The organism is Flavobacterium sp. AJR (assembly GCF_002156885.1).
Taxonomy (GTDB): Bacteria; Bacteroidota; Bacteroidia; order Flavobacteriales; family Flavobacteriaceae; genus Flavobacterium.
Genome location: NZ_NCWQ01000110.1, coordinates 1 through 16,286 on the forward strand (window position 1 = coordinate 1; position 16,286 = coordinate 16,286).

15 protein-coding genes and 1 pseudogene are annotated in these 16,286 nt (G+C 31.9%); 8 read left to right on the forward strand and 8 right to left on the reverse strand.

Annotation, left to right across the window (positions count from 1 at the left end; translation table 11 throughout):
* Nucleotides 1–187, reverse strand: a pseudogene (locus B8T70_RS24140) (transposase); the annotation flags it as partial.
* A gap of 137 nt (nucleotides 188–324) precedes the next feature.
* Here B8T70_RS24140 and B8T70_RS21175 point away from each other — a divergent pair.
* Complete coding sequence (locus tag B8T70_RS21175; protein WP_086896139.1) at nucleotides 325–609, forward strand: GIY-YIG nuclease family protein; 285 nt, start codon at nucleotides 325–327, stop codon at nucleotides 607–609.
* 217 nt (nucleotides 610–826) lie between these two features.
* Nucleotides 827–2,104: a RidA family protein gene (locus tag B8T70_RS21180; RefSeq protein ID WP_086896131.1), complete on the forward strand. Its 1,278-nt coding sequence runs from the start codon at nucleotides 827–829 to the stop codon at nucleotides 2,102–2,104.
* Between the two features lie 155 nt (nucleotides 2,105–2,259).
* Here B8T70_RS21180 and B8T70_RS21185 read toward each other — a convergent pair whose 3' ends face one another.
* The 5 genes from B8T70_RS21185 to B8T70_RS21210 form a co-directional block, all read right to left on the reverse strand.
* Complete coding sequence (locus tag B8T70_RS21185) at nucleotides 2,260–4,200, reverse strand: oleate hydratase (RefSeq protein WP_039112809.1); 1,941 nt, start codon at nucleotides 4,198–4,200, stop codon at nucleotides 2,260–2,262.
* Between the two features lie 709 nt (nucleotides 4,201–4,909).
* Nucleotides 4,910–5,887 carry an N-acetyl-gamma-glutamyl-phosphate reductase gene (gene argC, locus B8T70_RS21195; RefSeq protein ID WP_086896132.1) on the reverse strand — a complete coding sequence of 326 codons (978 nt, stop codon included), beginning with the start codon at nucleotides 5,885–5,887 and terminating at the stop codon, nucleotides 4,910–4,912.
* Nucleotides 5,880–7,073 carry an argininosuccinate synthase gene (locus tag B8T70_RS21200; RefSeq protein WP_039113051.1) on the reverse strand — a complete coding sequence of 398 codons (1,194 nt, stop codon included), beginning with the start codon at nucleotides 7,071–7,073 and terminating at the stop codon, nucleotides 5,880–5,882. The genes argC and B8T70_RS21200 overlap by 8 nt, the downstream gene beginning before the upstream one ends.
* A 4-nt stretch (nucleotides 7,074–7,077) precedes the next feature.
* Nucleotides 7,078–7,695, reverse strand: a complete 618-nt coding sequence (locus B8T70_RS21205) for a GNAT family N-acetyltransferase (RefSeq protein ID WP_039113092.1) — start codon at nucleotides 7,693–7,695, stop codon at nucleotides 7,078–7,080.
* Nucleotides 7,696–8,267: 572 nt separating this feature from the next.
* Nucleotides 8,268–10,529, reverse strand: a complete 2,262-nt coding sequence (locus B8T70_RS21210) for a M1 family metallopeptidase (protein WP_086896133.1) — start codon at nucleotides 10,527–10,529, stop codon at nucleotides 8,268–8,270.
* Nucleotides 10,530–10,697: 168 nt separating this feature from the next.
* On the opposite strand from B8T70_RS21210, the gene B8T70_RS21215 reads away from it, so the two are divergent.
* From B8T70_RS21215 to B8T70_RS21225, 3 genes are all read left to right on the forward strand, one after another.
* Complete coding sequence (locus B8T70_RS21215) at nucleotides 10,698–11,549, forward strand: aldose 1-epimerase family protein (RefSeq protein WP_086896134.1); 852 nt, start codon at nucleotides 10,698–10,700, stop codon at nucleotides 11,547–11,549.
* A gap of 17 nt (nucleotides 11,550–11,566) precedes the next feature.
* A complete protein-coding gene (locus B8T70_RS21220; RefSeq protein ID WP_039113054.1) occupies nucleotides 11,567–12,118 on the forward strand; it encodes a GNAT family N-acetyltransferase in 552 nt (183 codons plus the stop codon).
* A 134-nt stretch (nucleotides 12,119–12,252) separates the two neighbouring features.
* Nucleotides 12,253–12,810, forward strand: a complete 558-nt coding sequence (locus B8T70_RS21225) for a DUF3575 domain-containing protein (RefSeq protein ID WP_039113055.1) — start codon at nucleotides 12,253–12,255, stop codon at nucleotides 12,808–12,810.
* A 1-nt stretch (nucleotide 12,811) separates the two neighbouring features.
* Here B8T70_RS21225 and B8T70_RS21230 read toward each other — a convergent pair whose 3' ends face one another.
* Together B8T70_RS21230 and B8T70_RS21235 are read right to left on the reverse strand one after the other, a co-directional pair.
* Nucleotides 12,812–13,039: a VF530 family DNA-binding protein gene (locus B8T70_RS21230; RefSeq protein WP_086896135.1), complete on the reverse strand. Its 228-nt coding sequence runs from the start codon at nucleotides 13,037–13,039 to the stop codon at nucleotides 12,812–12,814.
* Between the two features lie 102 nt (nucleotides 13,040–13,141).
* Entirely contained in the window at nucleotides 13,142–13,780 is a 639-nt protein-coding gene (locus B8T70_RS21235; protein WP_086896136.1) for an outer membrane beta-barrel protein, read from the reverse strand.
* 146 nt (nucleotides 13,781–13,926) lie between these two features.
* On the opposite strand from B8T70_RS21235, the gene smpB reads away from it, so the two are divergent.
* The 3 genes from smpB (at nucleotide 13,927) to B8T70_RS21250 (ending at nucleotide 16,201) form a co-directional block, all read left to right on the forward strand.
* Nucleotides 13,927–14,379, forward strand: a complete 453-nt coding sequence (gene smpB, locus B8T70_RS21240) for an SsrA-binding protein SmpB (RefSeq protein ID WP_039113058.1) — start codon at nucleotides 13,927–13,929, stop codon at nucleotides 14,377–14,379.
* 80 nt (nucleotides 14,380–14,459) lie between these two features.
* Nucleotides 14,460–15,086 carry a hypothetical protein gene (locus B8T70_RS21245; RefSeq protein WP_086896137.1) on the forward strand — a complete coding sequence of 209 codons (627 nt, stop codon included), beginning with the start codon at nucleotides 14,460–14,462 and terminating at the stop codon, nucleotides 15,084–15,086.
* Between the two features lie 107 nt (nucleotides 15,087–15,193).
* Nucleotides 15,194–16,201, forward strand: coding sequence for a helix-turn-helix domain-containing protein (locus B8T70_RS21250; RefSeq protein ID WP_086896138.1), 1,008 nt, complete (start codon nucleotides 15,194–15,196; stop codon nucleotides 16,199–16,201).
* Nucleotides 16,202–16,286: the final 85 nt, after the last annotated feature.

A 16,286-nucleotide genomic window follows, 5' to 3' on the forward strand; every position in this document is an offset into this window, starting at 1 on the left:
CCTGAATAGTAACTTCGTCTAAAAAGCCTTTGGAGACCAATTCAAACATATTAAACTCTTGTGGAGGCTTGGCGCTCTCTTCGAAATAAAGGTGTAGTACTTCTTCTGTGTTAGTGCTAGAAACTATTTCAAAGTGTTCTACTAAAAAATCAGGCAGCATAAATTTTAAAAGGTCTATAGGAGTCATCTCAAATTCTTAGATTACAAAGTTCTTATTTTATTTTGACATTCCTCCCCAGGTTTTGTTCTTGATCCCTTTTATTTATGATTTGTAGTTCGAAACTTTAAAGCTTATCTTGCTTTAATTCAAAAATGAATATTGTTATGAACTATTTCTATATTTTATATTCAAAAGCATTAAATCAATATTATATCGGTCACACTTCTGAAGGTTTGGAAGAACGCTTACGTAAACATTTATCAAATCATTCTGGATTTACTGGAAAGGCAAAAGATTGGATTGTAGTTTATTTTGAAGAATTTGAAACTAAATCAATCGCTTATAAGAGAGAATTAGAAGTAAAAAAATGGAAAAGTAGATTAAGAGTTGAAAAACTTATAAAAAGTAGCTTAGCTAGAAAAAACATTCCGATTTCCAATCCCGATTAATTAGTTTTTCATTGATTCACTTTTTCTATTTTCTAAAAAAAAAGAAGCTATAGATATTTATCCATTATTGAAAGCCTCAGAATTCTGTGTTTGCAAGAAAGTCCTATGGTTATATTTTTATGTCTTGCCGTGAATGATTTTAAATTGGAATCAGAATAATTTTGATTTAGCTAAAATTTTAAAGCTAAATTATTAATTAGATAAACATATAGACAAAATGATTTCAAATAAAGTAAATTCATTGCTAGCAAGGAATACTGAAAATGCTCCAAAAAGTATTGGTTCATATTCACAAACTGTAGCTTTTTCTCATTACAATAATCTTTCGGCTCAATTACCAATTGATCCAAAATCGGGCAAATTGGTAGCTGGTGGTGTAAAAGAACAAGCGGAACAGTGTTTTAAAAATATCAAGGTAATTCTAGAGAGCATCCACCATGTTATGAGTGATGTGGTTAGAATCTCTGTATTTGTTACCAATATTAAAGACATTGCTGTTGTAGATGAAGTTTATAAAACATTCTTCCCAATTTATGTTCCTACGCGTACGATGGTTGCAGTTGCAGCTTTGCCCATGGATGCATTGGTACAAATAGAAGCACTTGTTTCAAACGGTGAGGGGACAATTCCAAATGCGCCACAAGCAGGCAATCTTATTAAGCTTGCAAATAACACTGCAAATGCACCAATATGTACTTTATCTACACAAACGGTGTCATTTTCTCATTACAACAATCTTTCGGCTCAATTACCGATTGATCCAAAAACGGGTAGAGTGGTAGTAGGCGGTGTAAAAGAGCAAGCGGGACAATGTTTAAAAAATATTAAATCAATTTTAGAAAGTATCGATGTTCCTTTTGATGATATTGTCAAAATTAATATCTTCCTTAAAAACCTTTCGGATATTGAAGCTGTAAATGAAGTTTACACAACATTTTTCCCGGATTCTGCTATTGCCAGAGCTGTAGCTTATGTTCCTGCACGTACAATAGTCGCAGTTTCAGCTTTACCTATGGATGCTTTGGTACAAATTGAAGCAGTAGTGTCACACGGTGATGGTACACCTCCACAAGCTATTGAAGATAGACATGGAATTGTCATTAAGGCAAACAATACCGAAAATGCACCAAAGAGTCCTTTGTCTACGCAAACGGTAGCGTTTTCTCATTACAATCATATTTCAGCTCAATTACCTTTGGATCCAAAATCGGGTAAATTGGTAGCTGGCGGTGTAAAAGAGCAAGCGGGACAGTGCTTAAAAAATATTAAGGCAATTCTAGAAAGCATAGTCCATGTTATGGACGATGTGGTTAAAGTAAATCTCTTCCTTAAAAACATTGAAGACATTGAAGCTGTAGATGAAGTTTATGCAACTTTCTTCCCAAAAGGTATTCCTGCACGAAGAACTGTTGGTGTATCAGCTTTGCTTAAAGATGCGTTAGTCCAAATTGATGTAGTTGTAGCAAATGCAGAAGGAACTCCTCCAAAAGCATAACAGAGATTTATTTTATAAAAACACGTGCTCACCCGAAAGACCTTCTTGATTAAAATTGGGTGGGTTTAAGGTTCGAATCCTACCGTGATCACAAAAAAATCCTCAAAATTTTTGATTTTGAGGATTTCTGTTTTTATATGAATTTTAAATGACTATTAGCCTTTTACGCCTTTTAACCAATCTTTGAATTTGCTTACTTGTTCTGTTATAAAAGACTCATGTTCTTCCTCTTCTTCTTCAGTAACAGGTAAGATGTGTTCAAAATAAGTTCCTTTTAGTACTTTACGCAATATGCTTTCTCCTAAAAAGGGTTTATTGTCATTTAGTGTTTTTGTCGCTTTTAGCAAATGACGAATATCGTATTGCAAAGGATTAATATCGGGCACTTGTTTGTTTAAATTCAATAATTCGTAAACGGCTATTCTTGCTGTTCTTACAGAACTTTCCATTGTAAAAACTACATCATTGTTGGTTTCTACAAACTGTCCTATTAACCCAAGATTTTTACATCCTTCTGGTACTACTCTTGGACGGTCACCTTTGGCTCTAGGCATAAACATCGAAGTAATATAGGGCATAAAAGCTGTACGTACGATGGTGTTTTTAATTACATTATCTAACTCATCGATAATACCTGTATGGTAACATAATTCGGCAAGAATTTCATCTCCTGTACATTGTGGCATTTTCTTTTTAATGTAGTTTCCTTCCTTGTCCATAAACAATGCATAAACCCAAAGTACTAAAATATCATCTGGTTGCTCAGGGAAATGTGGTTGTCTGTTGCAAGTAAAACTCATTAACCAATTAGAATCTGTAATTGTAATAATTCCTCCGGTAACTGTTTTTCCTGAATACGGATCATTTACAGAATACTCCTTTAGTTTTTCTACTAATGCAGAAGGCTTACAAGTTAAAGTAACTGATTCCCAAGATGATTTTTCGATATTACTACAGAATTTTTCCGGATTACCAAAAACGTTAGATTTTGCAGCAAGATTCTTCCATAGTTTCCATCCTCCACTTTTTCCACTAGTATTGTTGTCTATAGTTATGATAGGAGCTTTTTTGTTATCACCATAAAAGGTGTCTTCTGTCATAGATCCTGTAGTTACAATTACATAATCATCTTTTTCAACTGGGATAATGACTTCTTTACCGTCTTTTTCTGTGATAATTCCTTTTACTACTTTTCCATCGGTATTGATATGGATATCGAGGTCGTTTATGAGTGTATTAAATTGAATACTAACCCCTTTTTCTTGTAGAAACTTGCGCAAAGGTGTTACAAAGGTGTCGTATTGGTTGTATTTTGGAAATACTAAAGATGATAAGTCGTTCAATCCATCAATAGCATGGAGGAAACGATGCATATAAAGTTTCAATTCAAGTAAGCTATGCCAGTTCTCAAAGGCAAACATGGTACGCCAGAATGTCCAGAAGTTACTACTTAAGAAAGATTCACTAAAATAGCCTTCAATGGTTATATCGTCTAGTTCTTCTTTTTTCTTTAGCAAAAGTTTGATAATGGCCAACTGGTCTTTTTTGTTTAGACCGAATTTGCTAAAATCTTTTATTTCGCCTTTGTTATGTATAAGTCTAGCTTTGGAATAATTAGAGTCATTGTCGTTTATTAAACGGTATTCATCCAGAACAGTATATGGAGCAGGCATTTCTAGAGCTGGAATGTCTTGGAATATATCCCAAAGGTTTTCATAAGTCATGTCCATTTCCCGACCACCTCTAATGATGTAACCATCTTTAGGATTTCCGGCACCATCTAGTGAGCCTCCATCAATAGGTAATTGTTCTAGAAATATGATGTTTTTGGCAGGAACTTGTCCGTCACGAATAAAGTAATAGGCAGTTGCCATACCAGCTATTCCGCTACCTATAATGTAGACTTTACTGTCTTTATAGGATTTTGTAGGTATTCCTATGTTGCGTTGATAGTTTCCAATTTGATCTGAAAACGGCATGGACTTTTCTGGAGTATTACGTTGCTGCTCTTTGCTAGAATCGGGTTCATGATTTACTTTCTCTTTTTCTGTAGAGGCATTCAAAACTTTATCGAATTTAGATGTGATTCCTTTCATTTGATTGTTATTTTAAGAATCAAATAAAGTTAAGTATTTTCTCCTAAAAGACAATGTGAAATAAGGTTTCTCTTTCGTTAAATTTAAGCTTCTCTTCTTTTCGAACAGAACATAATCGGGCGTTTTACAAAGTCAGCCTAGGATTTGATTAATCTGATTGATGTAGAAAGGATTAGTGACATATCTGTCTATTTTGGATAATCGTCTTTTATTTTATCCATCTATCGACGATAACTTTAAACATTTCTTTGTATGCTTATGAGATGGCGGTTGAAAAAGAAGATTCGAGAGAGAAACAAATTGAAGCATTGATAAAATCAGTTGACTTTACATAACAACTTTTAGAATACAGTTCGGCTACCAATTATACAGATGTACTGACTTCAGAACAAAATCTTTTGGTAGCACAATTGAGCGGAGTAAATGATAATTTACAAAAGTTACAGGCTGTTGTAGACTTGTATCGCGCTTTAGGAGGTGGTTGGAAATAAACAATTAATGCAATAATATAATAAAGGTCAAAATACAAACCCGCTAATTTAGCGGGTTTTGTTTTTTGTAAATGGTCTTAACAGTATCGTTTTTCTGACAAGAATTATTTAAAGATTTAAAAATTGAATAATTTAAAGATTCTGCGAGATGAATTAATTAAAAAGATTAAACTTTGATTTTTTTTTTAATCTTTTAATTCTTAAATCTTTCAATTTCTTTAAAATCCGCTTGGTTTCAAATGTAAACCTGTCGTTTCTGGTAATCCAAACATTAAATTCATGTTTTGAATTGCTTGTCCAGAAGCTCCCTTGGTTAGGTTATCGATTATTGAAGTAATCAATATCCGATTTCCACTTTTGGTTAAGCTTATTATACATTTGTTCGTTTGTACAACCTGTTTCATATTGATATTGGTAGTCGTTACGGTTACAAACGGTTCGTTTTTATAAAAATCTTCGTATTTCGTTACGATTTCATCTAAACTTTCTTCGACAGTTGTATATAAAGTTGCAAAAATTCCTCTTGCAAAATCTCCTCTGTTCGGAATAAACAACAATTCGTTTGAATAATCTGCCTGCAATTGATTTATACTTTGGTTTATCTCTCCCAAATGCTGATGATCAAATGCTTTATAATGTGACATATTACTTAATCTCCAACTAAAGTGTGTCGTTTCTGAAGGATTTACTCCAGCTCCTGTACTTCCTGTTGTTGCATTAATATGTACATCGTTATTTAAAAGCTCATTCTTTGCCAATGGTAATAATGCCAGCTGAATTGCTGTTGCAAAACAACCTGGATTAGCAATAAATTGTGCTTTTTTGATAGCGGTTTTATTCAGTTCTGGTAAACCATAAATGAATTCCTTTCCATCAAAATTAGCGTCTTTGTTTAATCTAAAATCATTTCCTAAATCAATAATTTTGGTATGACCCGCAAATTCATTTTCTTTAAGAAACGAAATCGATCTTCCGTGACCTAAACACAAAAACAACACATTTACATCTGGATTAAGAGCATCTGTAAAATCCATTTCGATATCTCCAAATAAATCGTGATGCGCTACATGAAGTGGCTTTCCAGCATTGGTTGTACTGTATACAAAATCGATGTTTACATTAGGATGATACATTAATATTCTTATCAATTCACCAGCTGTATAGCCTGAACCGCCAATTATTCCAACATTAATCATAGTCTAAGTGATTTACAGATGAAAATATATTTTGAGCATTTCCTAAAATCTTAATAAACCCTTTAGCATCGTCTGATGTCCATGCATTGTTCATTTCTCCGTATTGACCAAATCCTGTATTCATTAAATCATTATCTGATTCGATTCCGTCAAGCGAAAAATGATATGGTTTAAGAGAAACAGTTACAACTCCATTAACCGTTTTTTGCGTGTCTTGTAAAAATGTTTCGATGTTACGCATTACTGGATCCAAAAACTGACCTTCGTGAAATAACATTCCGTACCAGTTTCCTAATTGCTCTTTCCAGTATTGTTGCCATTTACCAAGTGTATGTTTCTCTAATAAATGGTGTGCTTTGATGATAATTAACGGCGCAGCAGCTTCAAATCCTACTCTTCCTTTAATACCGATAATTGTATCACCTACGTGAATATCTCTACCAATTGCATATGCATTTGCTAATTTCTCTAGCGCTACAATATTATTTGATGGTTTATCTGTTTTACCATTTATTCCAACTAATTCTCCTTGTTCAAAATGTAAAGTCACTTTTTCTTCCCCTTCTTTTTGCAATTGTGAAGGATATGCTTCACTAGGTAATGGTGTACCAGAAGTTAAAGTTTCTTTTCCTCCTACACTTGTTCCCCAAAGTCCTTTATTGATAGAATATTGTGCTTTTTCCCAAGAATAATGTACACCATTTTTAGACAAATAATCTACTTCTTCTTGTCTTGACAATTTTAAATCTCTAATTGGAGTAATTATTTCAATCTCTGGAGCAATTGTCTGGAAAATTAAATCAAATCTAATTTGGTCATTTCCTGCTCCTGTACTTCCGTGTGCAATTGCCTCTGCTCCTACTTTCTTAGCATATTTTATTGCTTCAATAGCTTGAAAAACACGCTCGGCACTTACAGATAATGGATAAGTATTGTTTTTTAATACATTTCCAAAAATCAAATATTTTATAGCTTTATCATAATACTTATCTACGATGGTAAGATTTGCATGTTGTGCACTTCCTAATTCGTAAGCTCTTTCTTCAATAGCATTTAATTCTTCTTCATCGAAACCTCCTGTATTAATAAGTACAGTGTGGACTTCATATCCTTTTTCATTTTTTAAATATTTAAGGCAATACGAAGTATCTAATCCTCCGCTATAAGCTAATACAACTTTTTTCATAATTTTATTTTTTTAAGAAAAGGGCTTGTTTAATTGATTTTAATCTATTGAGTACTTTTACGTTAAAAGGATGTTTTGGCGGATCCTTTTGTTTTTCTTTTGGATCGTACAACATTCCTGTACATAAGCACATTTTATTTTCTTTACTTTTTAATATTTCATAATTTGTACAAGTTTTGCAACCTGCCCAAAAGCTTGGATCACTTGTAAGTTCTGAAAAAGGAACTGGTTTATATCCTAAATCTGAATTAATTTTCATTACTGCCAAACCAGTTGTGATTCCAAATATTTTTGCATCTGGAAATTTTTCTAATGAGTAATCAAAAACTTTAGATTTAATTTTTTTGGCTAAACCTAAATTTCTGTAATCTGGATGTACTATCAAACCAGAATGAGCCACAAATTTGCCATGTTGCCAACTTTCGATATAGCAAAAACCTGCAAATTTACCATCTACCAAAGCAATCAATGCATCTCTGTTCTCCATCTTTTTCTGGATATATTCAGGAGTTCTTTTGGCAATTCCGGTACCTCTCAATAAGGCAGACGACTCTATAGTATCGCATATTTCTTGCGCATATTTATAATGTTCTTCTTGTGTTACAACAATAGAGATCTTCATTTCAATAGTTGAAGTTAGGGTTAAAAAATAAGACATGATTTTTCTTCTGAAACCCAAGAGTTGCTTCAGCAAAATTAAATAAAAAATACGTAAAACCCTTAATATCAAAAAGATGACATTGAGATAATTTTAAATAAAATGTACTTGTAGGATGTGTTTGTCCAAAGGACAACTTAGGTAATTTCAAAACAAAAAAATGAATATAAATACATACGACGAAAAACTCTTGTGAATACTATAGAGATAGCATCCGTACTTCGGGAGAAGTAACAGGCAAGTTTGTCCGTGAGATAGAAATTATATGTAAACTCATTTTATTCATTGGTGCAAATTTACATCTTTTTTTTAATTACAATACATTATTGATAATTTGTAACATTTTTTTAATATTATGTTGCTTTTATCAATTTATCTCATTTCTACACTTAAAAAATCAACTAAAAATTAAACTTTTAATAAAAAATCGGCTATCTGAGTTAAACTCAAATAGCCGATTTTAATTATTTATATCTTTATTGCTCTTTAAAAAAGCCTAAAAATTATAATTTTTATTGAATATTTATCTATTCAAATTATTCTTTCGTAAATTCTAATACTTGCGAATTTTCTAAAATTGTCATGTTTAATCCAGTTTTAGTAAATGCAAATCTTAATCCAGCTCTTACCGATTCAAAAGTATCTGCCGCATTCGCAACAGGCTGAACTGGAAATTTAGGATAATTAGGAAGCTCTACAGTTAAAGCACTATTTTTTTCGGTAAAAGTAATTTTTAAAGGTGTTTTTTTACTAGAATAAGTCCCTAAATAAGGGTCTAAAACAACATCTTTTTCTAATTTACCACTTCCGGCCGTCCATACGTTGTTTGCCTCATTACTATCAGGAAAAACGTGATCAGGATCTATAGTAACACTTTCGATTTCTTCTGTTGAGTCAAATTTGAAAGACCATTCTATGTTTCTTTGCCAGATTTCAACTGGTAATTTCACTCTGGAAACTTTTCCGCTTTTAGTTTTCACATCAATTACAACAGGCATTACCATTTTTTCAAAGTTCTCAATAGTAATAATCACTCCTTTTGCAGGGTCATTTTTCACATATTTAATTGAGTTAATACCTTGGTCAAAGCGCCAGTTGTTAACATACCAACCTCTCCAGAACCAGCTTAAATCTTCTCCTGCAACGTTTTCCATTGTTCTAAAGAAATCATCTGGCGTAGGGTGTTTATAAGCCCAACGGTCAATATAAGTACGGAAAGCTGTATCAAAACGCTCTTTTCCTAATACTTGTTCTCTTAAAATTACCAAACCTGAACTTGGTTTAAAATAACATAACATCCCAATATTTGCCTCCTTCATATTATCTGGAGAGCTCATAATAGTTTCTAACTTAGGATTCGTGAATGCCTCAGCCATTTTATGCAAATCCTTCGGTGCATCTTTATATTCACCTTTATTAAATTCGGCAGAACTCAATGAATTAATAAATGTATTAAATCCTTCGTCCATCCAACCAAATAATCTTTCGTTTGAACCTACAATCATAGGAAACCAGATGTGTCCAAACTCATGATCTGTAACACCCCATAAATCTTCTCCTTTTGATTCCCAGCTACAAAATACAATTCCTGGATATTCCATACCTCCCTCATTCCCTGCTACGTTTGTTGCAACTGGATAAGGATATTCAAACCATTTATTTGAGTAATTTTCAATTGCACCTTTAGTATATTCTGTCGAACGTCCCCAAGCAGCATTTCCATCACTTTCAACAGGATATGCAGAAAGAGCCAATGATTTTTTCCCGCTAGGCAAATTAATCTTAGCACCATCTAAAATAAAAGCAGCCGAAGATGCCCAAGAGAAATCACGTGCATTTTTTATTTGATAATGCCATGTTTTTTCTCCATTTCCATTAGCTTTTGCAGCTGCAACTTCTTCGGCTGAACGAATCATAACCGTTTTATCACTTAGTGCAGCATCTTTAAAACGTTTTTGTTGTTCTGCAGTATACACTTCTGGAGCATTTAATAATTCTCCTGAAGCTACTACAAAATGATTAGCAGGAACTGTCAACTTTACATCAAAATTACCATATTCCAAGTAAAATTCCGATGCTCCTAAATATGGATGTGTATTCCAGCCTCTTACGTCATCATACACACACATACGTGGATACCATTGTGCAATTGTAAATATTTTACCGTTTTTAGTTTCAAGAACTCCTGTTCTATCTGACCCTTCATTTGGAGCTATATAAGAGAAATCAATTTTAATTTTAACGCTGCTTCCTTTCGCTGCTAGCTCTTCTGGAAGAAAAATTTGCATTCTTGTATCTGTAACAACATATTTAGCATCAACTTCAACCGATTTTTTCTTACCAAGTACAGTAACTTTTACCGATTTAATTTTATTTCCACCATCAAAAACTTGTCCTTGAGCGCCGTTACGGCTTCCTGTTAATGGCACTACTGCATTTCCTCGTGAATCTTCTTTGAATAGATTTTGATCCAAATTAAGCCAAACAAATGACATTTTATCTGGACTATTGTTGGTATATGTAATCTCGTCTGTACCAATAATTTCATTAGTAACTCCATTTAACTTCGCAGTTATCTTATAATCTGCTCTGTTTTGCCAGTACTCTGGACCAGGCTGACCACTTGCAGAACGGGTAGTTGTTCCGTTTTTAGAATAAAATAATGGAGAGAATGCATCATAATAATCATATTTAGAAATAGGATTAGTTGTCGCAGTAGGAACTTGTTGTGCCCAGGTGGCCGAAATTCCAAACAATAAAGCCATCGTTAACAAGGCTCTTAAAGAGTGTTTTTTCATTTTTGTTGCTGTTTATCTAGCAAATTAATGAAAAAAAAAGCTATTTATGAATTAAATCCTACCGGTTAATACAATTTTATCAAAAAATATTTCATCAGCTTTTTTACCTATAAATTAAATTTATAAATATATTTACAACTCATTCTTAAACCATTCAAAAACTAAATTTTGACTACAATTATTTCAAATTCAAAACTTACTGCTTCTATTAAACATGCCGGAGCCGAATTATTTTCATTAAAAAACAACGATAATAAAGAATTCATTTGGGAAGGAAACCCAGATTTTTGGGGTAAACACTCCCCTGTTTTATTCCCAATTGTTGGTACTTTAAAAAACAATACTTACACCGTTAATGATATATCTTATCACTTGCCACGTCACGGATTTGCAAGAGATATAGAATTTAATCTAGTTTCTAAAACTGACGAAAGTGCCATTTTTTCGATTCAATCTAATGCAGAATCGTTGAAAGTATATCCGTTTGAATTTGAATTACAAATAATTTATACTCTGATAGATTCCCAATTAGACATCCAATATAAGGTAATCAACAAAGATGATTCTAAAATGCCTTTCTCTATCGGTGCACATCCTGCAATTGCGTTACCAGGAAATTTTGAGAATTACGCTTTAGAATTTGAGAAACAAGAGTCTCTAAAATATTCTTTGCTCGAAAATGATTTGATATCTAATAAAACAAAACAATTAGAAACGAAAGAAAATCAAATTGAGCTAAATTATCAACTATTTGAAAATGATGCTTTAATTTTTAAATCATTAGAGTCAAACTCGCTAACCATTTTAGAAAACAACAAACCATATATAAAAGTAGATTTTGCAGATTTTCCTAGTTTAGGTATTTGGACAAAAGAAAATGCTCCTTTTATTTGTATCGAACCTTGGTTTGGTTATTCTGATACTCCTGAAAACACAGGAAATCTTTTCGAAAAAGAAGGAATAGTAACTTTAGATGCAAATCAAACATTTAACTCTAAATTTAGTATCGAAATTCTATAATCTTATCTTGATATATTATGTTAACATTTAATTTTTCTCCATTTCCAGTACTCGAAACGGAACGCTTAATTATTAGAAGAGTAACCAATGAGGATGCAAACGAAATTATAGCACTTCGTTCTAATCCTGAAACTATGAAATACATTCCAAGGCCACTCACAAAAACTACTGAACAAGCATTAGAACATATAGCTCAAATTGATAGTACAATTGAAACTAACGAAGGAATCAATTGGGGAATAACACTAAAAGGCGATTCCAAAGTAGTTGGAATTATTGGCTATTATAGAATAAAACCAGAACATTATCGTGCCGAAATTGGCTATATGCTATTACCTGAACTTCACGGAAAAGGAATTATTCCTGAAGCTGTAAAAACAGTAATTGATTATGGTTTTAATGAAATGAAACTACACTCAATCGAAGCCGCTATTGATCCTGACAATTTTGCATCAGAAAGAGTATTACAAAAAATTGGTTTTGTAAAAGAAGGGCATTTTAAAGAAGTCGAATATTATGAAGGCAATTTTTTAGATAGCGTAATTTATTCGTTATTAAACAAAAAGTAATTCATAGCAATATCTTTTTTTATTGATTCTTGTTAAATTTTAACTTTATAACAATACAACATATTTCATTCCGTTATATTTGCACCCAAAACTAGCAACCCAAACTAACTTATTGCTAGTAATTACTAGATTTTATGAAAAATTTATTTGCCCTAATCGTTCTACTATTTTCAATTCAATCCCAAAGTCAAACTTATATTAAAGCAAATGCACTTACCGCTTTAGTAGCAATTCCAGATATCGCCGTAGAAACAAGCATTGGTGAGAAATTAACCCTGAATGTTGATTTAATGGCTTCTTTTTGGGAATCATTTGATGGAAAAAGCCCAATGAAATTTGTCACCTTTACTCCGGAAGTTCGTTACCATTTTAATGAGAAATTCAATGGTTTATACCTTGGTGGTCATATTGGAGGTGATATATATCAAATTCAAAAATGGAACTACTGGGATAGTAACAATTACGAAGATGGTTTTGGATACAGATTGGGAGCTACGCTAGGCTATCAAAAGAAACTAAATGATAAATTCATGCTAGATTTTTTTGTTAGCGGAGGGTGGCACCAAGGTTTTTACAAAGGCCTTTATAATGACGGTACACCTGGTCGTTATGAAAAAGCCCATGATTACAACAAAAGTGGAGAATGGTTACCTTACGGTGGTGGTGTAATGATTTCGTATAAATTAAATTAATTTATACGGGAAATTTAGGAATTGATTTTATATATAAATCTTCTACCTTTTTTCTAGCCCAATCCGTTTTTCTTAAAAAAGTCAAACTAGATTTTATACTAGGATTTGAAGTAAAACATTTAATCGGAATTAATTCTCCCAAAGTATCAAATCCATAATACTCTACTAGTTTTTCTAGTATTGTTTGAAGGGTGATTCCGTGTAGAGGATTTTTATCTTGATTTTGCATTTAATATTTTTTAAATAAATAATAAAAAGACCGTACTATGAAAAGTACGGTCTTTCTTTTTTACAAAATTACTAAATTGAAATTTAAATAATCTCCTAAATATTAGAATATGAATTTAAATCCGAAAGAAAGTGGAGAAGTTAAATTTGGATTACTTCCTCCTAATGCCCCATTATAATAAGAATCAACATTAGCAACGTGTGCTAAACCAAAATGAGTTACCGTAGTTTTAGAACCATCTTTAGGATCTAAAGTTGTAGATGTAAAATTAGCTAAATCATAAGAGAACTCAACTGAGAAATATTTTGTCACGAAGAAATCAAATCCACCTGATAAAGACAAACCAAATTGGTTTACTTTTAATTCACTTTCTTTTTCTTTTCCAGTGATTATTGGTGCTGCCAATTGTCCGAAGAAATATAAAGAACCAGCAACATTCCAATATTTTCTAGCTAAAGGCTGAATAACTATTAAATTAGAATTTGCAGCAGTTCCTTTATCTGAATCTGCTTTTATATTAATATATCCAAGCCCTGCTCCAACAGCTACAGATGGCGTAATAAATTTACCTACAACTGGCATTACTAATAAATTTGTGCTTTTTACATCATCTGTTTTAGTCTGTTGGTAACCAAATTGCGATGTTACAAACCATGCACCTTTTAGACCTTGATTTGCTTCCTGAGCTTTTACCGTTAAGCCTACTAATACAATACTAACTAATGTTAAAATTTTTTTCATGTTTTTAAGTTTTTGTTATAAATTATTTAACAAACTTAGGCGTAAGGTTTTTCCTGAAGAATGATTAAAATCATAGGTTTAAAAAAATCTTTAATTATCTTTGATTTCATTAAAGTTTTTCTTTTTTATTCTACATTTGCAATCCTATGTTAAAAACTGTCAATATACTCAATAAGAGAGCCCGTTTCGATTACGAAATAATAGATACCTATACTGCTGGAATTGTTTTAGCGGGAACCGAAATCAAATCAATACGTCTTGGTAAAGCAAATATTACCGAGAGTTTTTGTGAATTTAGTGGTAATGAACTTTTTGCCATAAACACTTATATAGAAGAATACGCTTTTGGAAATCAATTCAATCATAAGTCAAGAAGCGAAAGAAAATTGCTTTTGAATAAAAAAGAATTGAAGAGTCTTCAGAAAAGTGTACAAGCAAAAGGACTAACAATCATCCCTTTGAAACTATTTACTAATGAAAAAGGATTAGCAAAACTGCAAATCGGTCTTTGTAAAGGAAAGAAAAATTACGACAAACGCGAATCTTTAAAAGAACAAGATACCAAACGTGATTTAGATAGAATTAAAAAAGCTTTCTAATTTTTAATCCTCTTTTAATAAGAGTTATTTCTCGATTTTTATACTTATTTTTACTACAATAAATTCTAAATTTCAAGTTTATGAAAAGAATATTTGTTGTATTAACCGTCATCTTATTCTATGGTTGCGGTACTAGTTCTACAATTGTTAGTAGCTGGAGAGATCCTAAAATAACAATTAGTTCAGAAAATTTCAAAAAAATATTAGTCGTAGCTTTAGTCAAAGATGAAGAAACACGAAGAATTACGGAGAACAGAATTGCTGCCAGCAGCCCTATCTTCCATACTTCTTATCAATTCTTAAATCAGATTAATAATGACTTAACAAATGATCAGAAACTAAAAATATTAAACGACGAAAATTTTGATGGTGTTGTAACAATGCGTTTAGTCAGTAAAGAAAAACAAACTGATTATGTACCAGGAATTGATACTAGTATTTATTACGGTGGCTATAATGGTTTATATGGAGGCGCTTTTGGTGGTTGGTACGGTATGTACGCAACTGATTTCTATTCTCCAGGCTATTATGTAGAAAACACATTTTATATCGTAGAAACCAACGTTTTCTCTTTAAAACACAATAAATTAATCTGGACAGGCACCACACAATCATCAGATATAACAGATATAGGTGCAACAGTAGATGATATTATGAGAACTGTCGTAAATGAAATGAAAAAAGACGGAACGCTTCCTAAAAAATAATTTCTTTTAAAATAAATCCTAAAATAGCATCGAATAAATTTGATGCTTTTTTTATTTAAAAAAAAAATGACTAAACTTGTCTTGACAATTAAAACCTGCTTTTTAAAATGAAAACGATTCTTAAAAATGCCAGAGAGAAAAAAGGATTTAAAACCCGAGAAGTAGCGCAGTTATTAGAAATTGACCAAGCTTTAATAAGTAAATTTGAAAGCGGTACCCGAAAACCCACAAGAGAACAAATCGTTAAACTTGCCTCATTGCTTGAAATTGATTTTGAAAACTTATTAATTCTTTGGCTAAAAGAAAAAATAATACACGAAATCGGTCAAGAAGAATTTGCACTTAAAGCACTACATCTTGCAGAAATCGAAATTCAAAATAACAAAAAAGTAGTTGCTTCGGTAATATTATCAACGCTACAGAACGTTTTGGATGAAATTGAAATTTTAAAAACCAAAGTCCAATCGTTCCAACAATTTGAACTACACCGAATTTCTAAAATTTTAGAACTAGAATTTACATATGAAAGTAATCGTTTAAACGAAAACACATTAACATTACAAGAAACCAAAGCAGTAATTAATGAAGGATTAACAATTGCGGGTAAAACAATGCGCGAGCACTTAGAGGCCGTAAATCACCATGAAACTATTTCTTATATTAAAGATTTGACTCAAAAAAACAGCCCTGTTAACGAAAAAGAATTTCTCAATATTCATAACTTGATTTCAAGAGGAATTAAACCTGACTATGCGGGAAAATATAAAAATGATGCCCTCATTATTCGCGAAATGGCTTCCTTTTTTAGCTGGTTTGAAACGAATAAAAATAGCTTACATCCAATATTATTAGCTTCTGAAGTACATTTAAGAATTATAAAAATTACCCCATTCGAAAGTGGAAACACACAAATAGCTCATTTATTAATGAATTGGATATTAATACAAAATGGCTATGTCTTTGCTACAATACAAGGAGATACAGAACATAAAAACGAATATCTGAGCATTCTTGAGAAAAGTCAAAATCAAAATGATGAATCTATTTTTATAAACTATGTTGCACAAGTAGAAAAGGAAAATTTACAACGCGCCATCCAATTAGTTTCTCAATAATTACATTATTAGAGTATAAACATTTAAAAATGTTTTTTTTTCACCATTAAGAAATTAAGAAAAATTAAGTTTAATCTAAAACAAA